An 18239-nucleotide genomic window follows, 5' to 3' on the forward strand; every position below is an offset into this window, starting at 1 on the left:
TGGCACGGTTCTTGCATTATATTAGACGACAACCAATTAAGGGGGCACTGGAATATGAAATTATTTGGAGTAGACGTCGGAGGAACTTTTACGGATGTCATTTTTAACGATACAGAAAAGAGAATGACAGCAATCCATAAAGTCCCGACAACATTGGAGGATCCCTCAAATGGAGTGGTTCAGGGAATTCTAGAACTTTGTGAACGGCAAAATATTGACAAATCGGAAATTGATCACGTTTTTCACGGCACTACAATTGCAACAAACGCGATTCTTGAATACGACGGAGCCAAAACCGGGATGTTAACGACGGAAGGTTATAGGGACATCATACATATCGGCCGGCACCAGCGGCCACAAAACCATTCCATCATGCAGGATATTCCTTGGCAAGCTAGACCATTGGTCCAACGGCGGAATCGATTGGCGGTTTCAGAACGCATGGGTCCAACCAAGGACCAGGTTATTAAGCCATTAGAGGAAGATCAAGTTCGCGGGGCTGTTGCCACGCTGAAGGAAAAGGGTGTAGATTCCATTATTGTAAACTTCCTATTTTCCTATATTAACCCAGCACATGAACAGAGAGTAAAAGAAATTATCGAAGAAGAATACCCTGAAGCGTTTGTGACAGTTTCTTCAGAGGTTTCTCCACAATTCCGTGAATTCGAGCGGTTTACCACTGCCGCAATAAATGGATTTGTTGGCCCGAAAGTAAAACATTATATTCAAAACTTAGAACAGCGCTTGAAAGATTCCGGCATGTCTGCTGAACTTCATATAATGGCGTCAAATGGCGGTGTGGCAACACCTAAGACAGTTTCCGAAAAACCTGTAAATACACTGCTTTCAGGTCCTGCTGCAGGTATTTTAGGAGGCGCCTGGGCAGGTGAGTTAACGAACAGGCAGAAATTGATTACCTTCGACGTTGGAGGTACAAGTGCAGACATTGGTATTATTACCGATAGTGGGTATAGCGAATCTTCAGCCCGTGATACATGGATCGCAGGTTACCCTGTTATGGTACCAATGATCGATATTCATACTATTGGGGCCGGGGGAGGAAGCATAGCACACATTGATGAAGGCGGTGCATTTAAGGTAGGGCCAAGAAGCGCTGGTTCACGTCCGGGTCCTGCTTGTTATGGCCATGGCGGGTTAAAGCCAACAGTAAGTGATGCAAATGTAGTACTTGGTAGAATTGATGAACACAACTTCCTTGGTGGAGAGATGAGCATCTATACAAATGCCGCTTATAAGGTTATTGACGAATTAGCTGAAAAATTGGATTTAACAAGGGAAAGAACTGCTGAGGGTATCCTCCAAATCATGAACAACAATATGGCGAATGCCATACGTGAAAAAACCATTCAAAAAGGTGAAGACCCAAGGGAATTCTCATTGGTTGCTTTTGGTGGCGCTGGTCCGCTCCATGCTGTTGATGTTGCAAGAATCTTAAACATTCCTGAGGTTATTGTACCTTTATATCCAGGCATCAACTCTGCCACAGGGCTTTTAACGACAGATTTAAAATATGACGTCATCAAAACAGAATTTATGTTAAGCATTAATATGGATTTTAATCGTCTTAATGAAGATTATCAAACACTTGAAACCCAACTTATTAATCAATTGAAAGAAGATGGAGTTGCGGAGAATGAGATCCAGATACATCGAAGCGCTGATGCTCGTTATGCAGGCCAGGGGTATGAATTACGGATTGATTTGCCAAGCGGCATTCTAAATGAAGAAACAATCATGGAAGCCTTTAATAATTTCCATGAAAGCCATAAAGCGGAATATGGACATCATTTCTTGGAAAGCCCAATTGAAATCGTAAATATCCGCGTAACTGGGACAGGTTTTATGCCGAAGATCGAAAAACAGGTAATTAACCATGAGTTCACGCTGGAAAATGCATTATTAAAAACAGGCGAAACTATCTTCAATACTAATGGAAACCTTGAAAAAATAGAAACGAAATTCTATCAACGTGAAAAAATTCCAGTTGGTGAAGAATTCCATGGTCCATGCATTGTGCTTCAAAAAGACACAACGACTGTCATTCCTCCTGGCTGTACTGTTTATGTTGAGGAATACGGAAATATGATTATTAAGGTAGGTGTATAAAGATGACACAAGTCGAAACAAAAAAAATTGATCCTATTACCGTTCAGGTTGTTCTTGGTGCATTGGAAAATGTAGCAGTAGAAATGGGGCATAAGCTTGCAAGGATGGCTTACTCAAGCATAATTAGGGAATCTGAGGATTTTGGGTGCGCATTGGTCGACATAAGAGGACAGCAATTATGCGAGTCGACCCATAGTACGCCATTGCAGTCCGGTCCAATCCCTGGATACATTAAAGGAATCCGTCAAATTATGGAGGAACGTAATGATTCCTTTTATCCTGGTGATGTAATTATGCATAACTCGCCATACCACGGTGCTTCCCATGGACCTGACGTAGGATTTTGTATCCCTGTTTTTTATCAGGACGAATTAATTGGATTTTCCGTTACTACCGCACACCATTTGGATATCGGATCTTCTACTCCCGGCAGCTGTGGGATTGTAGATGCGGTTGATGCATATGCGGAAGGTCTTCAGTTCAAGGCGATTAAAGTGTATGAAAAAGGTGTGAAGAACCGCTATGTCTGGGATATGCTGATGGACAACATCCGTGCACCTAAAATGGTTGTCGGGGATATGGAAGCGCAAATTGCAGCGGCTAAAATCGGTGCCCAACGATATATTGAAATCATAGAGAAATTTGGTTTGGACACAGTCGTGGCGGCAAGTGAAGAATTAATGAACTACTCAGAAAAAATGATGAGGGAAGCAATTAAAAAGATTCCGGATGGAGAATACTCAGCAGAAGGTTATTTGGATGGATATCTGGATAGTGACGATCCTGCCAAAAAGGATTTAAAAATTAAAGTAACCGTTAAGATAACCGGCAGCGATATGATTGTGGACTTAACAGGCACTAGTCCACAAGTAAAAGACAGGCCGGTAAATATGCCGTTATTGGGAACTGTAGATATAGCAATTTATCTAACTCTACGATCTATAATATTGGACTCTACAATTTATGGAAGTTTCCCGCAAAACTCAGGGCTGGTCCGCCCTATCCAGATCATCGCACCTAAAGGTACACTTTGCAATCCGATTTTCCCGGCTCCAACGATTGCACGATTCAATTCAGGAAATATCGTGGCAGATACACTAATGAAAGCATTGGCCCAAGTAGTTCCACACCAAGTAAGTGCTGGTGTCGGAAACCTTCAAGTTGTTGCCTTCAGCGGCGAAAAGGATGAGAATTACTGGGTTTATATGGATATAATGGAAGGTAGCTATGGAGGCCGCTATGGCAAAGATGGAATGGATGCGGTTGATACTCTGTATGCAAACACTAGAAATAACCCAATCGAGGATATCGAATCCCATTATCCTTTAAGAGTAGAGCGTTATGAACTGAAAGATAATGAATGTGCCCCTGGAAAATGGCGTGGCGGCATAGGGTCCGTTCGTGAAATCAGTTTCTTGTCTGATGGCAGTTTCTCGGTTGAAGCGGATGGACATAAATTCGCTCCTTGGGGTTTTGATGGAGGGAAATCTGGTTCTGTCGGAAGTTTGACCATTCAAGAAAGTGTAACAGAAGAACCAATCAAACTCCCTTCAAAGCTTCCAAACAGAACTGCAAAAGCGGGAAGCAAGATTCAATTGACCGGCCCGGGTGGGGGCGGCTACGGGGATCCACTAGAACGGGAGCCCGAAAAAGTTCTTTCAGACTATCTAGATGGCTTCATTACTAGAGAAAATGCTTTAGAATATTATGGAGTCGCCATTACAGAGTCGAATGAAATAGATTATCAGAAGACTAACCAACTTAGAAAACGCTAAGGTAAGAATTGGAGGATTCCATGAAAACTATAGCAATCAATGGACAAAGGTTACAAAATCGTATAGAAAACCTAGGTGAAATAGGCAGGACAAAAGATAACGGTGTCCAGCGTCTTGCATTGACAAATGAAGATAGAGAAGCAACTCTATTAGTTTCTGAATGGATGAAGGAAGCGGGCCTTACTGTTTCTCATGACCACTTTGGGAATTTAATTGGCCGCAAAGAAGGAAACAAACCTGGCCTGCCACCGGTAATGATCGGTTCCCATATAGACTCGGTCCGAAATGGCGGAAAATTTGATGGAATTATTGGGGTACTTGCCGGTATAGAAATAGCTCATAATATAACGGAATCAAATACCGTACATGAACATCCGATTGAAGTGGTCGCTTTTTGCGAAGAGGAAGGTTCAAGATTCAATGACGGTTTATTCGGCAGCAGAGGAATGGTGGGGAAAGTCTCCGAAGATGATTTAAAAATGGTTGATGACAACAACATCTCAAGGTACGAGGCCTTGAAAACTTTTGGTTTTGGGATTAATCCAGACCTGAAAGAAGAGTCAATCAGAAAAAACGGAGATATTAAAGCTTACTTCGAGATTCATATTGAACAGGGGCCATATTTGGAAAAATATAATTATCCGGTAGGGATTGTTAGCGGTATAGCTGGTCCATCCTGGCTCAATGTGAAGTTAAAAGGCGAAGCAGGGCATGCTGGGACCGTACCCATGAGTCTTCGTAAAGACCCCTTGCCGGGTGCTGCAGAAGTGATCATAGAGGTGGAACGTCTTTGCAAAGAAGATCCAGAAGCACCTGCTGTAGGTACAATAGGCAGAATATTGGCGTTCCCGGGGGGAAGTAACATTATTCCTCAGTCAGTTGAATTTTCGCTAGATATAAGGGACATTGATCTGGAAAGACGAAACAATACTATTAAGAAAATAGAAGAAAAGATCAATCACGTATGTAAAGACAGAGGATTAGAATATGAGATTGAAAGGAGTATTAATATTGACCCAGTGAAATGCTCCGAGAACATTGTTAAAACAATAAAGGAAGCCTGTAAATCGCTGGGGATAGAGGCTCCTGTTATGATTAGCGGCGCCGGTCATGATGCCATGTTACTAGCGGAAATCACACAAATTGGCATGGTGTTTGTCCGTTGCCGGGGTGGTATCAGCCACCAGCCCAAAGAATGGGCAGAAATTGATGATATTGTTACTGGAACACAGGTTCTTTATGAATCGGTTTTAGAGCATATTTAAACTGCGTATGGCAGCCATTTCTGGCTGCCGTACAAAATTTTTTCATCTTATAAATTTCAGAATATTCATTATATTAAAAAATACAAGGACTTTAGTAACTCTTTGTATTTGGTTTTTGGCTTTTTTCTTTACTTACCCGTTCAGCTGGTGCCCCTTTCGAAGAGACATGGATCCAGAAGAATTTAATCGGTTGATTCTAGATTTAGGAAGAGTTCCTGCTGTGAGGAATACATTATATGAAATAATTGAACAGCCCGAAATTTAAGTTTCACTGTTCAGTATTTCTACTTATTTATGATAAATCAACATTGGCATATGCTGTTGCATTCACGAGCTATAATTCTTGTTCATTTTTACACTTTTGAATCAGACTTGGAAAATTAAAAAAAAGATAGGGAATGATATTAATGGGACACAACAATACGGATATCACCAGTAGCTCAAAAAGGGAATCATTAAATCCAGTCTCGAATGAAAATCGCCTTTTTGGCCTGACAACCTACATAACACTTTGGATTTCTTCCATGGTTGTTATTCAAATTTTTATGATCGGCCAATCGTATCTTCCTCCTGCCGGAAAATTGAATTTATTTCAAGCAGGGGTAGTAACCATTATTTCAGCTGTTTTAACCGGTGCATTGTTTGTCATCAATTCAAAGCCCGGATTGGTATATGGAATTCCGTTTATTGTCCAGGCACGGTCATCTTTTGGATATAACGGTGCGAGAATTGCATCGCTGATAAGGGTTTTGCCAGCTGTATTCTGGTATGGGATTGGTTCATGGATCGGTGCTGCAGCTATTGATTATATAACAAAAACGATTTGGGGATATAGCAATATCTGGTTATATTTTATCTTATTTCAAGTTATCCAAACTATGATCGCATACTTTGGAATGAATTCTATTAAGTGGTTCGACTCTTTGCTATCTATTGTCGTACTAGGTTTTTTAATATACATTACTGTGCAGTTAATTAATGTAGGAGGGTTAAAGATTGCTAGTAGCTGGAGCTCAGAAGGAACTTGGGGAATGCCATTTTATGCTGCAATAACCGCCTCAGTGGGTGTTTTAATAACAGCTGTCATTAATAATGGAGATTTAAGCCGTTATTTGGAAAATAAGCCTAGGTATAACTGGATCGGACATTTGGTTGGAATTGTCCCTATGTATATAATCATGCTTGTAATCGGTGTTTTAGCAGCAGCTGCTACTGGCATATGGGATCCGGTACAAGCACTTGTATCTGTCATTCCTAACCCAGCTGTAGCAGTAGCGATGATGATTTTTATCGTTGTGGCACAATTCACAAGTAATTTAACAATTAATATTAAGCCGCCCGCACTCGTATTAATGGAAACTTTCAATCTATCCTGGGGAGTATCGGTAATTATTGTAGGAATTCTAAGTATTGTCACCTTCCCTTGGCTTTTAATAACCAGCTCTGCTTTTAACACATTCATAGCATTTTACTCCGCTTTCCTTGGGCCATTGCTGGGCATATTAATAGCGGATTATTACTTGGTCCACAAACAAAAGCTAAACATAGACGCACTATATCAGGATACAATAAAATATAATTGGTTAGGGCTGGGATCGCTTATCATTGGAGGAGTATTCGGTATCGTCTTCCTTGAAATTTCCTGGATGGTTGGTTTACCAATTAGCGCATTCATTTATTGGGCTGGATATCAATTTCTTCCGTCCTATAAGGCGCAAAAATCCGGAAAAGTAGTCGCGTAACGAAAAAAAGAATCTTGCTTTTATACTGAAAGTGCTTGGTACATATTAAAGTATGAATCAAGCATTTTTTCTATGATACTCTTTTTTGAGAATTTTCTTCAAAAGTCTTTCTATACTATCCTCCATCTAAACAAAATACATCGAAGATACTTAATTAAAAAGGAGGCAAGCTTCTGAAACATCGCTTACCTCCGGTGAAAAAAATTGGTTATTGATTGGATGCCGGTTTAATTCCAGTAATTTCAGAAACAATTTCATAAGATCTCAGACGGTCATAATGGTCAAATATTTGGGCGTTGATGATCATTTCATCCGCCTGGGTTTCATCTAGGAATGCCTGCAATTTCTCCTTAACTGTTTCTGGTCCTCCAATTATGGATGAGCCAAGCTGCTGCTCAAGGGCCGCCATTTCATACGGTGTCCATAGTTCATCCATGTTGTCAACTGGTGGTTTCAATTGGCCGGGATTATTACGGATTAGTGCTAAAAATTGCTGCTGCATGGACGTGGCAAGGCGTTTTGCTTTCTCATCACTATCAGCTGCTATGACGTTGACCCCAACCATTGCATATGGTTTTTCCAATACATCAGATGGACGGAAGCTTGTTCGGTATAACCTTAGTGCACCAAGAGTGTTTTTTGGCGAGAAGTGGCTAGCAAATGAGAATGGAAGTCCAAGCTGGCCTGCCATTTGGGCACTGAAACCGCTTGAGCCAAGCAGCCAGATTGGGATATTTAGCCCTTCACCTGGAACGGCTCTTACATGGTTGTTGTTTGATCCCAACGCCGGGTTTAAATAAGAACGGAGCTCTTCAACTTGTTCAGGAAAATCCTCGCCATTACTCATTTTGTCCCGACGCAAAGCATAAGCGGTAAGTTGGTCAGTTCCTGGTGCGCGACCCAGTCCAAGGTCGATCCGCCCAGGATAGAGGGACTCGAGTGTTCCGAACTGCTCAGCGATAACAAGTGGGGCATGATTTGGAAGCATGATGCCGCCTGATCCAACGCGAATCTTCGATGTGCCCCCAGCTACATGGCCAATGACAACTGAGGTAGCAGAACTGGCAATTCCAGTCATATTATGGTGTTCAGCGAGCCAGTAACGGGTAAATCCCCAATTCTCGACATGCTGTGCCAAGTCAAGAGTGTTTTTTAACGCATCTGAAGCAGTTCCCCCGACCACAATAGGGGAGAGGTCAAGCACAGAAAATTTAATATCACTTAATTTCTTTTGGTTGCTTCCATTCGACATACTTTCATCTTCTTTCTAAAAAAAGTACTGTAACATTACAAATTTACCGATACTTACTTTTGATAACCAACAAAATTATATCGATTTAAAAAAGGATGAGCAAAAAAACTGCTCATCCTGCATAGAAGTATTGTGCGAAATATATGAGAAATTAAACATGTAAGAACGTCACGCAAACCGGGTATGGGACAGTTACATCAGACTGAACTAAGCTTAATCGACCTGTTTCCTCATTCCTGGAGAAAAGGACAAGGTTGTGTGATTCGTGATTGGATGCAACTACAAACTTTCCAGTTGGGTCAATCTCAAAGTCCCGTGGCCAGCTCCCTTCGGTGGATGTGTGCTCTACAAACTCCAATTTGCCCGTTTCCTGGTCCACAGCAAACAAAGCAATACTGTTATGTCCACGGTTGCCAGCATAGACAAAACGCCCATCAGCGGATATTCGGATGGCGCTTCCTTGGCTATTTTCAGTAAAATCTTGCGGAATGGCTGATAGGTATTGAAGTTCTTTGAAACTGCCATCCTCGTTATTATATGCTAAAGCAATTACTTCATTGCTTAACTCAGTCATTACATAAGCATATTTACCGTTTGGATGGAAAACCAAATGTCTCGGACCGCTTCCAGGTTTTACGCTTAATGATTGAATTTCCGTTAATTTGCGATCCGTTAATTGATAAGTAACAATTTTGTCGGTTCCTAAGTCGACAACTGCAACATATCTTTCGTCAGGAGTAAAACCAGAATAATGTACATGCGGCTTTTCCTGTCTTTCTTTATTTGGTCCCATACCTTCATGCTGGATAATAGAAGAGCGGTCGGTTATGGCTCCTTCCTCATTTTCAATTAAGTAGGATTCCACTGTCCCTCTATGATAATTCGCAGTCACAATGTTCCGCTTGGCTCTATCAACATCAATATGGCAGGGGGAAGCACCCTCAGTTACTATACTGTTAAGCAAAGAAAGTTCTCCGTTCTCTTGTATCGAGTATGCGGCTGCTCCGCCAGAATCCTCTTCCTTGGCTACAGCAAACAAATTTCTGTTATCTTTGCTTACTGTCACATATGTAGGATTTTCTAATCGGGCGGCAAGTGTAGCTGTGCTTAGCTTTCCGTTTTCTGTTTCAAGAGTAAAGGTATAAATACCCTCACTATCACCTTTTGTGTATGTCCCGATATAACCTTTTAATTTCACGTCATGATCGCCTCCAAACAAATATCTTTTCTATTTTATCATAATTAACCTTTTTTTAAGAATTTCACACCTTTTTGTATACAGAAGGCAGAGTTAAATTATATGAAGCTGGAAAACGGTGAATATGATAAATACTCCACTAATTATTCGCTGGAAAAATTAGTAACCATATTAAGGATATAAAAAGTTAGGGGAAAGAGGGCTCCATCAGAAAAACCTTGTTTCTTTATATAACCGAACCATAGTTATTGTTCAATTGTTTCGTCAGGTTACTTACATGATTATTTGTAAGTGATTTTATTAGCTAGCTGTTGAAGAGAAGATGGCAAATTGGATATCGTGAACGTGTTAGAAAATTGTATAGAAAGGGAATTATCAAGGAGTGAGCATACTATTTTGCGAGGAGAGATGACGATGGCCACAAAAACTAAAAAGAGCCAATCGGAGCGGTTTGAGGCAGCATTCAATCGTATTCATAAAGCATTGATGCAGACAGTAAAAAATGCAAGAAGCGATAAATTTACGGATTTGGTATACAAAGGGAAAAACCATGCGTTTATCCGTTTTTATGAACATGACTTAGCCCAGTTTGCGAAGTTGAGAAATGCAATCGTCCATGAAAAGATAGAGGAAGGATACTATATAGCTGATCCTCACCTTGATATCGTGGAGAAAATCGAAAGCATTGCGGAGGAGTTTGAAAAACCTGCATCTGCACTTTCGATTTCAACAAAACCGGTTACTTATTTTCATGAGTCGGACAAGCTGTCTGATGTGCTACTAGCGATCAAAAAAGAATCCCATTCCCAGTTTCCTGTATATAATGCTAACGGTGAATATGTGTGGCTGTTAACATCAGCTGAAATTGTAAAATACCTGGCTGAACATTTTTCTAATGACAGCATGAATCTGAAACAAGTAAACGTGAGGGAATTGTTTAATGAAAAGAAAAAACACAATGTTCTGTTTGTATCACAGGATAGCAGCTTGTTCGAAATAGAGGATATTTTTGAAGAATTCCAATCTAAAAACCAGAAAGTAGACGCTATACTGATTACCAAATCGGGATCTAAAAAGGAGCAGCCTAATGGGATCATTACCTCCTGGGACTTACTTGAAGCAGAGATAGGTGAATAGGGGGGATAGGACTACTGTCCGTTAACGATTAAAGCGCTGAGGGTGAAGCCTCAGCGCTTTTCGTAGTACTATGCTACATTTGAGGTATCATTCTGGTCATTAATGGGATTAGCGAGTTCCCCCAAAACATGGTGATCCAGGCAGCGAGAATCATGGCAAGTGTTGAAAATGTTGCTTCCTGCTCGCCATATTCCCTGGCTTTGTTGGTTCCCACACCATGTGCGCCCATCCCAAGGGCCAAGCCCCTGGCAACCGGGGAAGTGATCGATAGCCACTTGATCGCGGAAGGGCCGATGATTCCGCCTATTACTCCGGTAAAGATAACAAACACTGTCGTTAATGCCGGCAGCCCCCCAATTTCTCTTGAAACCTCAATTGCAATCGGAGTAGTGATGGAGCGTGGCAAGATGCTGACAACAAGATCAGGGCTTAAATGCATAAACAGGGACAGAACAAAAGAAGAAAAAATAGCAACAAGCGTTCCAGTTGTAATGCTAAGCAGTATGTTTTTGCTGTATTTCTTCAATAAGTGCATATGTTTGTATATTGGTACGGCAAATGCTACCGTGGCCGGTCCAAGCAGGTGGGAAATCCATTTGGATCCTTCCAGATACTCGGATGCTGGTACTTTTGCTGCCGAAATCAATAGAATGATTGCAAGCGGACCGATCAATAAAGGATGCAAGAAGGGGAAGGACCACTTTTTATAGGCACGTTTCGCCAACATATAAATAATAACGGTTACGAGTGTAAAAATAAGTGTTTTCAACTTGCGTTCCTTCTTTCTTTACGGTCCAGTTTTTCTGAAACATATGCAGTACAGCCCATTACGATAAAAGTACTTATTCCAATTAACAGAACAGCCTCAATCCCCTGCCAGCTAAGAATTTCATCATAGTTGACAATTCCTACTGCAGATGGGATAAAAAATAGAAGCAGTTCGGCTAGCAGCCAGTTTGCTCCTTTTTCCAACCAGTCAAGCTTTACTATTTTCAACATAAGAGCTGCCAACAAAAGGACCAGCCCAATCATCGAAGCGGGAATCGGAATCGGCAACAATTGTTTGATCGCCGCTCCTAAAAACAGAAATACGTGAATAAACAGTATCTGTATAATAATTATTCCTATTTTCATTAGTAACATCCTTCCTAAAAGGACAGACCAGATGGATCCGTCACTTTTATCACTAGGTAATGTTACAATGAAAAGTAGCATTCGTGAAATATATATTTATTATCTTTCATATAACTAAAAGTTATGATTGAATTCCTTTTCCATAAATTGAATAAAAGCCCTGCCAGCAAAGGAAATGTAGCGTTCCTTTTTCGTTATTAAGGCCAAGTGCCAGGAAAAACCGGGTGCAGCTTCATAATGCTGACTTGTTTATTTTCTGCCCTGCTGCATATTGACTCAGGCAAGAGCGTGATTCCTAAATTGGCGGCCACCATTTCCGTCATGAAATCCCATTGGGAGCTTTTGAACAGAATCTTTGGCTCAAAACCTTCTTCAATGCATTTTTTCCGGACGATATCATAAAGGGCAAATTCCTCACTGTAAAAAATAAAATCTTCTTCCTGGAGTTCTTTAATGTGCACTTCTTTCCTAGCTGATAAAGGGTGTTGTTGTGGTACCAGCAGCTTTAATTCTTCCTTTACTATCGGATAAATATCGAATTGATCTTCGTCCACAGGAAGAACGGCCACACCAAGCTCGAACTCGCCCTGTTCCACACTATTTACTACCCTTGCCGCTCCATATTCAGTGATGTTTATTTTTACATTTGGATATTGCCGATGAAATTCTGACATCACCTTGGGAAAGAATAGGCTCCCTATAATGGGAGGAAGGCCAATATTAATCTGGCCGCGCATAAGGCTTGTCATATCATTTAATGTGGTGTTCATTTCATCTACCTGGGCAAGGATTCTTTGGGCATATTCATATACGATTTGCCCGGCATCCGTCATCTCAACTGTCTTATTGGAACGAAGGAGGAGAGGCATTCCGACTTCCTCCTCAAGACTTTTAATCATTTTGCTTAGGGCCGGCTGTGAAATATGCAGCTGCTCCGAAGCCCTTGTGATATTATTTTGCTTTACTGCTTCCAAGAAATATTTAAGCTGCCGCAATTCCATGTCTGCCATCTCCGAAACTTTTAATTATAACTTGCATTCTTCATTCAGCATCCTTACGTTTACCCCTATGATTATGTATTTATACCGATTCCCGAACAATCATTTCAACAATCCAAGGGATTTTAAGCCGTTATAGACGCCTGAATCAGTTACATCGGTAGTTTTATGCTTTGCGTAAGAGAATAGTTCGGGCGAACTGTTGCCCATTGCAAAGCTTTCACCAACAGCAGATAACATGTCTTTGTCGTTCATTCCGTCTCCGAACGCAATGGTTCCCGAACGGGGGATATCGAGCTCGTTTAACAAAGCTGTAACACCTGTCCCTTTATTTACATTAGTACGAATTACATCAAAGCAATTTCGAAAGCCTTCAACATTCACTTGGGATAAATAAATCCCTTCCTCCGATTTATAGAGTTCTGCATCGTTCTCTGAAGACCCTATAATGGTAATTCCCAGGATGTCATTAAGCACACCAGATACTATTCTGTGATTCTTTTTTAAATGAAATTGCTCCATGAACCGTTGTACAACAGGGCCTTCCAACGTTGTAAAATGATTTCTTGAACTTGAATAAAGCACAAGCTCGTGGCCGTTTTCCCTTGCAGTTACCAGGAAAAATTCAACAGATCTTCTGCTCATCGGCTTTTTAAAAAAATCTTGGCCTTGATAAATTGCATAAGCGCCATTATAGCCAATGAAAGAATCTACATCCAGTAATTCTCCAATATCAGCAATTTCATGAAGCGGCCTGCCCGTGGCAAGCACAATCTCAATTCCTTTTTGCTGGAGCTGGGCTACTGCCGTTTTGGTCGACTCTTCAATCGTTTCATCCGGCCGCATAATCGTTCCATCAATATCCAAAAAAACTATTTTATAAGTTTCCATCATGTACTCCTTCTATTTTGCGTCCTTACCATGATATACCGGAAATGAACTCTTTTCCAATAACCCCTTTACAAAAGGAAAAAGTACATTCAAATTTTTTAAACAACATCTTGTTACACCAAAGATTCTCATCCGGATACTTTTTTTAATAATGATGTGGAATGGACAAAATGATAAAAACCATATTGCTAACGGCATATGCTGGTTAAATCAGACACAAATACTCATTTTATGGTTACAAACATATTTTGAAGACGTTAAATTCGAGTAGAAACTTCTATCGGTATCAAGTTTGGAAATACTATAACCAGTTTCTGTACAGGTTTTTGAAAGTATTCTCATTAAGTGAAATAAATAAAAAGGGTTATGTTCTCTTCAATCAGGCATGATGCTTAAAAGTCTTGTTGAAAATTCTCTGTTGGGCTTTTCAAAAATCTTTTGTAGCAATTAATGCGCCAATCAATGGAAGGCGGAAAGCCTTTTTTTCAGTGGGTTCCTTGATTTCGGTTTTAGTGCTCCTTTAATTAGATTGTTTATAAAGGAATATAGTAACGAAGAGGCGAATATAACAAATGGAGATATTGTAAGAATGCTTTTTTAGAGGTGAATCATGGATACGGAACATCAGCTGCATTTTATAACACATTTAGGGAAACAAAAGCCGCAGACACTTGCTAACAAGTCCACAGCTTGCCCATTTTGTGCAATAGAAAACCTTGAGAATATCATAGCGCAAGAGGGGCCACTCATTTTATTGCAGAATAAATACAAAACATTACAAAACACTTTTCAAACGGTGCTAATTGAGACGGATAAGTGTGCTGATGAATTATCTATATATCCAAAAGAACATCTACATAAATTGTTCACATTTGCTGTTAGACATTGGATGGAGATGGAGAAAAGTGGTGTATACCGTTCGGTGGTGTTATTTAAGAATCATGGCCGTCTGTCAGGAGGTACAATTAGGCACCCGCATATGCAAATTGTTGGGCTTGAGAAAGTTGATTATAAAGAGTTAATTAATGAAAAGCACTTTGAAGGGATCTCGATCTACCAAAATGAAAAGGTGTTATTTACGCTATCCAACAATCCGATTATCGGGTTTTACGAGTTCAATGTAATGATTCAGGATATGAATGAAGTAAGAAAAATGGCAGATTGTGTTCAAGCAGCAGTCAAATTTCTATTAAACGATTTCCAGTTTAAATGTGAGAGCTACAATTTGTTTTTTTATCATATGGATTCGTATATAGCTTGCAAAATTATCCCAAGGTTCGTTTCTTCTCCTTATTTTATCGGGTATATGATCCCGCAGGTTCCAAATGATATCGAAAATGTAGCAGACCAAATCAAGAGTATATATTTTTCTTAAGCCTTAATTTTCACTCCTGCTATTTCCACATAGTAAATCCTCAACTAGGTCGAAGCGGCATGCCCGAAAAAAATTTGTACAGTTGTAAATTTGAAAAGTAAACGAACCGTTTGAAAGCGATAGGGATTGATGGAGCCGAAGGTGGATGGATGCATCTATCCACTTATAACATTGTTCACTCATTTTTAAGAAAAAGATTTGTGAAAATCTTAAAATATTGTTACTATACTATTTGTGTTAATTGAATAAAATCCGTACATTCGGAAGAGGTTCTAGCTACCCTCTCAAAAAAACTAAGGAAAACAGGACTGCTTTCTTAGTGGTGCTGTTTTTTTAATGAAAGGAAGTTCTAGTTAACTATGAAAAAAGAAAAAGCTGTCATCGTGTTCAGCGGCGGCCAGGATAGTACTACATGCCTGTTCTGGGCAATGGAACAATTTGATGAGATTGAAGCAGTCACTTTTGATTATAATCAGCGGCACAGTCTCGAGATCGAATGTGCAAAAAATATAACAAACGAGCTTGGCATAAAGCATCATATATTAGACATGTCTCTTTTAAACCAGCTTGCCCCTAATGCACTGACAAGAAATGATATTCAAGTCACTGAGGGAGAAGAGGGGGAACTGCCTTCAACATTCGTGCCGGGACGGAATTTGTTATTTCTTTCATTTGCCGGAGTACTAGCAAAGCAAATAGGGGCCAAACACATCGTAACAGGTGTATGTGAGACGGATTTCAGCGGCTATCCGGACTGTAGGGATGTTTTCATTAAATCCCTAAATGTTACATTAAATCTTTCGATGGATTACCCTTTTGTCATTCATACTCCTTTAATGCGGCTCGATAAGGCCCAAACCTGGGAGCTCGCAGATAGGCTGGGAGCCTTCGATTTTGTCAGGGAAAAAACGCTAACATGTTATAACGGCATCATCGCTGATGGCTGCGGAGAATGCCCGGCATGCAAGCTGCGCAAGCGTGGACTTGATCAATATTTGGAACACAGAAAGGAGTTTTAGCAGCATGTACGGATTCAGGATCGTTGATAAACTCCAGAAAATAGATGAAGACATCAAGCGTGAACAATTAAAATATCATTCAAAGCGGGTTCTAGTGAGCAAGGAATTCACCTTTGACGCCGCTCACCATTTGCACTGCTATGAAGGAAAATGTAAAAATCTGCACGGCCACACCTACCGCGTTATTTTTGGGATAAGCGGGTTCGTTGATGAGCGTGGGCTGATGATGGACTTCGGGGATATCAAGGAAATTTGGAAAAATGAGATTGAAATTCACCTTGACCATAGATATTTAAATGAAACGCTACCTTTGATGAATACAACGGCTGAAAACATGGTTGTCTGGATTTATGAGAAAGTGGCTGAAGCGCTTACCAGCAGAACAGACAAATATGATGGGGCAAGAGTGGAATTCGTGAGGCTGTATGAAACCCCGACAAGCTATGCGGAAGCGAGACGGGAGTGGATGGAAATTGAGTAAGCTGCCTGTTATGGAAATTTTCGGTCCAACCATCCAGGGAGAAGGCATGGTGATTGGCCAAAAAACGATGTTTGTCAGGACGGCAGGCTGTGACTATTCGTGCGCTTGGTGCGACTCTGCCTTTACATGGGACGGAACAGGCAAGGAAGACATCGTCCAGATGGAGGCAGAAGAAATTTGGCATGAATTAAAGAGACTTGGCGGTAACGGTTTTTCTTTTGTCACGATTTCAGGCGGAAACCCTGCATTGTTAAAAAATCTCTCCAACTTGATTGATTTATTGCACCAAAACGACATAAAAGTTTGCTTGGAAACACAGGGAAGCAGGTGGCAGGACTGGTTTATGGATATTGATGAGCTAACAATTTCGCCAAAGCCTCCGAGCTCCGGAATGAATACAGATTTTATCATCCTTGATTCCATTCTGGAAAAGCTAACTGATTGGGCTCCTACAAAAAATGCAAGCTTAAAAGTTGTTGTTTTCGACGATAAAGATTTTGAATATGCAAAAGCAGTTTACCAGCGTTATCCAAACGTTCCCTTCTATATGCAGGTTGGGAATGATGACAATAAAACAACAGACGACCAAGCACTTATCAGCAGTCTATTGCAAAAATACGAATGGTTAATTGAAAAAGTTATGCTTGACGAAGAATTGACTGATATAAAAGTTCTCCCTCAATTGCATACCTATATTTGGGGCAATAAAAGAGGCGTTTAAAAAGCAGTAACGGCTTGTTTCCTTACAGGAAACAAGCCGTTTTTTATTGTCTTGGCTGGTGAAGAGTACAAGCAACTATTCTAAAACATTTATAAACTATCTCAATGAGATAATAGGGAGGGATATTTATGATTAACTGGAAATTAAGATTCAGGAACCCGACGTGGATAGTAACCGTTGGCATTCCATCTGCATTAATTTTAGCTCAAATGATACTCGCCTTCATCAATAAATTTATCTACCCAATAGGCTTCACCATCAGTAATGATGCACTGAACGGTTTTCTGCAAATCGTCAACTTCTTCGCCATCACGTTCCTGGGAATTGGCGGTGTAGTTGACCCAACCACAAAGGGCATTAGCGATAGTGAACGTGCCAAAAACTACACAGATCCCCAATAATTTATTTTGGTTTTTCCTCTGCTTGGCAATAGTAACCTGCTAGTGTTCACATACCAATCTCCATTTAAGACATTTTTCCCGCTAAGATATACAATATTGTCATAAGCTTTACGTGTAAAAAACAGGGTACTGCTTATACTACCAGTAGATTCTGGGAGGAGATACAATGCTTAGAACCAAAATGGAGTTAATCAACCGCGAAGAAATCGAACAAATATTAAAGGATATTGTACAGGCAGCATATGAGGAAGTGAAAGAAGAGCAAATGCTACTCTGTATGGAATGCGGAGACGTAGATTTATATATAGCCACCACAAACCATGATGAATTTCAAGATGCCATTAAGAAAAATTTTGAACTGGATGATTCCGGAGACATTATCGATCATGCCAAATACCTTGAATTGATGGAGGATTTGCATGACTATTACGTAGAAATATTCCAGACTTCAGGCCTTTTTGATTATTTTCCCTCGGGATTTTATCAAGTGAATGGGGAAAGGCAACTTTCTGAGACGGACATGCTCGGCCCAAAGGGAACTTTCTATGCGCCATTCGAAGAAGCTAAAAATGAATAGCCTTGAACTCCTTCATTATTTAATAATTATAAGATCATCAATAAAAGTGCCTTACCATAGAAAAAGGCGCTTTTATATTTATAGTAAAATTCTAAATGGCCCTATTAACAAATTGTGCTGAATTAAAAACACATGTTTTTACGTTC

Annotated in this window: 17 protein-coding genes and 1 riboswitch; of the genes, 11 read left to right on the top strand and 6 right to left on the bottom strand. The window is 40.3% G+C overall.

Annotated features, from left to right (window positions below; genetic code table 11):
* The first annotated feature begins 54 nt into the window (after nucleotides 1-54).
* The 4 genes from CUU64_RS02500 (at nucleotide 55) to CUU64_RS02515 (ending at nucleotide 6909) form a co-directional block, all read left to right on the top strand.
* Nucleotides 55-2127, top strand: a complete 2073-nt coding sequence (locus tag CUU64_RS02500) for a hydantoinase/oxoprolinase family protein (RefSeq protein ID WP_101631701.1) — start codon at nucleotides 55-57, stop codon at nucleotides 2125-2127.
* 2 nt (nucleotides 2128-2129) lie between these two features.
* On the top strand, nucleotides 2130-3902 hold the full coding sequence (locus CUU64_RS02505; protein ID WP_101631702.1) for a hydantoinase B/oxoprolinase family protein: 1773 nt from the start codon (nucleotides 2130-2132) through the stop codon (nucleotides 3900-3902).
* A gap of 20 nt (nucleotides 3903-3922) precedes the next feature.
* A complete protein-coding gene (locus CUU64_RS02510; RefSeq protein WP_101631703.1) occupies nucleotides 3923-5167 on the top strand; it encodes a hydantoinase/carbamoylase family amidase in 1245 nt (414 codons plus the stop codon).
* A gap of 407 nt (nucleotides 5168-5574) precedes the next feature.
* Complete coding sequence (locus CUU64_RS02515) at nucleotides 5575-6909, top strand: NCS1 family transporter (protein WP_180954441.1); 1335 nt, start codon at nucleotides 5575-5577, stop codon at nucleotides 6907-6909.
* Between the two features lie 208 nt (nucleotides 6910-7117).
* Here the strand turns inward: CUU64_RS02515 and CUU64_RS02520 are convergent, their stop codons facing one another.
* Both CUU64_RS02520 and CUU64_RS02525 read right to left on the bottom strand, forming a co-directional pair.
* Complete coding sequence (locus tag CUU64_RS02520) at nucleotides 7118-8161, bottom strand: LLM class flavin-dependent oxidoreductase (protein WP_101631705.1); 1044 nt, start codon at nucleotides 8159-8161, stop codon at nucleotides 7118-7120.
* A 151-nt stretch (nucleotides 8162-8312) separates the two neighbouring features.
* Complete coding sequence (locus tag CUU64_RS02525) at nucleotides 8313-9359, bottom strand: lactonase family protein (RefSeq protein WP_101631706.1); 1047 nt, start codon at nucleotides 9357-9359, stop codon at nucleotides 8313-8315.
* Nucleotides 9360-9773: 414 nt separating this feature from the next.
* On the opposite strand from CUU64_RS02525, the gene CUU64_RS02530 reads away from it, so the two are divergent.
* Nucleotides 9774-10496, top strand: coding sequence for a CBS domain-containing protein (locus CUU64_RS02530; protein WP_101631707.1), 723 nt, complete (start codon nucleotides 9774-9776; stop codon nucleotides 10494-10496).
* A gap of 73 nt (nucleotides 10497-10569) precedes the next feature.
* Here CUU64_RS02530 and CUU64_RS02535 read toward each other — a convergent pair whose 3' ends face one another.
* The 4 genes from CUU64_RS02535 to CUU64_RS02550 form a co-directional block, all read right to left on the bottom strand.
* A complete protein-coding gene (locus tag CUU64_RS02535; protein ID WP_257985380.1) occupies nucleotides 10570-11265 on the bottom strand; it encodes an LrgB family protein in 696 nt (231 codons plus the stop codon).
* Nucleotides 11262-11630, bottom strand: coding sequence for a CidA/LrgA family protein (locus CUU64_RS02540; RefSeq protein ID WP_101631708.1), 369 nt, complete (start codon nucleotides 11628-11630; stop codon nucleotides 11262-11264). Before CUU64_RS02540 ends, CUU64_RS02535 begins: the two co-directional genes overlap by 4 nt.
* A gap of 197 nt (nucleotides 11631-11827) precedes the next feature.
* On the bottom strand, nucleotides 11828-12631 hold the full coding sequence (locus CUU64_RS02545) for a LysR family transcriptional regulator (protein ID WP_257985381.1): 804 nt from the start codon (nucleotides 12629-12631) through the stop codon (nucleotides 11828-11830).
* Nucleotides 12632-12730: 99 nt separating this feature from the next.
* Entirely contained in the window at nucleotides 12731-13519 is a 789-nt protein-coding gene (locus CUU64_RS02550; protein WP_101631709.1) for an HAD family hydrolase, read from the bottom strand.
* A gap of 610 nt (nucleotides 13520-14129) precedes the next feature.
* On the opposite strand from CUU64_RS02550, the gene CUU64_RS02555 reads away from it, so the two are divergent.
* The 6 genes from CUU64_RS02555 (at nucleotide 14130) to CUU64_RS02580 (ending at nucleotide 18093) form a co-directional block, all read left to right on the top strand.
* Nucleotides 14130-14894, top strand: coding sequence for a DUF4931 domain-containing protein (locus CUU64_RS02555; protein ID WP_101631710.1), 765 nt, complete (start codon nucleotides 14130-14132; stop codon nucleotides 14892-14894).
* Nucleotides 14895-15154: 260 nt separating this feature from the next.
* Nucleotides 15155-15197: riboswitch (PreQ1 riboswitch) on the top strand.
* Nucleotides 15198-15253: 56 nt separating this feature from the next.
* Nucleotides 15254-15913: a 7-cyano-7-deazaguanine synthase QueC gene (gene queC / locus CUU64_RS02560; RefSeq protein WP_101631711.1), complete on the top strand. Its 660-nt coding sequence runs from the start codon at nucleotides 15254-15256 to the stop codon at nucleotides 15911-15913.
* 4 nt (nucleotides 15914-15917) lie between these two features.
* On the top strand, nucleotides 15918-16394 hold the full coding sequence (queD, locus tag CUU64_RS02565; RefSeq protein WP_101631712.1) for a 6-carboxytetrahydropterin synthase QueD: 477 nt from the start codon (nucleotides 15918-15920) through the stop codon (nucleotides 16392-16394).
* A complete protein-coding gene (queE, locus tag CUU64_RS02570; RefSeq protein ID WP_101631713.1) occupies nucleotides 16387-17115 on the top strand; it encodes a 7-carboxy-7-deazaguanine synthase QueE in 729 nt (242 codons plus the stop codon). Before queD ends, queE begins: the two co-directional genes overlap by 8 nt.
* Nucleotides 17116-17243: 128 nt before the next feature.
* Nucleotides 17244-17516 carry a phage holin gene (locus CUU64_RS02575; protein WP_101631714.1) on the top strand — a complete coding sequence of 91 codons (273 nt, stop codon included), beginning with the start codon at nucleotides 17244-17246 and terminating at the stop codon, nucleotides 17514-17516.
* Between the two features lie 166 nt (nucleotides 17517-17682).
* A complete protein-coding gene (locus tag CUU64_RS02580) occupies nucleotides 17683-18093 on the top strand; it encodes a hypothetical protein (protein ID WP_101631715.1) in 411 nt (136 codons plus the stop codon).
* The last annotated feature ends 146 nt before the right edge of the window (nucleotides 18094-18239 follow it).

This window comes from Bacillus sp. V5-8f (assembly GCF_002863565.1).
Classification (GTDB): domain Bacteria; phylum Bacillota; class Bacilli; order Bacillales; family DSM-1321; genus Peribacillus.

Bases quoted from the DNA above. Each gene is read 5' to 3' on its own strand.
- CUU64_RS02550 (WP_101631709.1), bottom strand. From the start codon at position 13,519: ATGGAAACTTATAAAATAGTTTTTTTGGATATTGATGGAACGATTATG.
- CUU64_RS02575 (WP_101631714.1), top strand. From the start codon at position 17,244: ATGATTAACTGGAAATTAAGATTCAGGAACCCGACGTGGATAGTAACC.
- CUU64_RS02530 (WP_101631707.1), top strand. From the start codon at position 9,774: ATGGCCACAAAAACTAAAAAGAGCCAATCGGAGCGGTTTGAGGCAGCA.
- CUU64_RS02510 (WP_101631703.1), top strand. From the start codon at position 3,923: ATGAAAACTATAGCAATCAATGGACAAAGGTTACAAAATCGTATAGAA.
- CUU64_RS02555 (WP_101631710.1), top strand. From the start codon at position 14,130: ATGGATACGGAACATCAGCTGCATTTTATAACACATTTAGGGAAACAA.
- CUU64_RS02500 (WP_101631701.1), top strand. From the start codon at position 55: ATGAAATTATTTGGAGTAGACGTCGGAGGAACTTTTACGGATGTCATT.
- CUU64_RS02505 (WP_101631702.1), top strand. From the start codon at position 2,130: ATGACACAAGTCGAAACAAAAAAAATTGATCCTATTACCGTTCAGGTT.
- CUU64_RS02540 (WP_101631708.1), bottom strand. From the start codon at position 11,630: ATGAAAATAGGAATAATTATTATACAGATACTGTTTATTCACGTATTT.
- CUU64_RS02545 (WP_257985381.1), bottom strand. From the start codon at position 12,631: ATGGAATTGCGGCAGCTTAAATATTTCTTGGAAGCAGTAAAGCAAAAT.
- queD (WP_101631712.1), top strand. From the start codon at position 15,918: ATGTACGGATTCAGGATCGTTGATAAACTCCAGAAAATAGATGAAGAC.
- queC (WP_101631711.1), top strand. From the start codon at position 15,254: ATGAAAAAAGAAAAAGCTGTCATCGTGTTCAGCGGCGGCCAGGATAGT.
- CUU64_RS02515 (WP_180954441.1), top strand. From the start codon at position 5,575: ATGGGACACAACAATACGGATATCACCAGTAGCTCAAAAAGGGAATCA.
- CUU64_RS02580 (WP_101631715.1), top strand. From the start codon at position 17,683: ATGCTTAGAACCAAAATGGAGTTAATCAACCGCGAAGAAATCGAACAA.
- CUU64_RS02520 (WP_101631705.1), bottom strand. From the start codon at position 8,161: ATGTCGAATGGAAGCAACCAAAAGAAATTAAGTGATATTAAATTTTCT.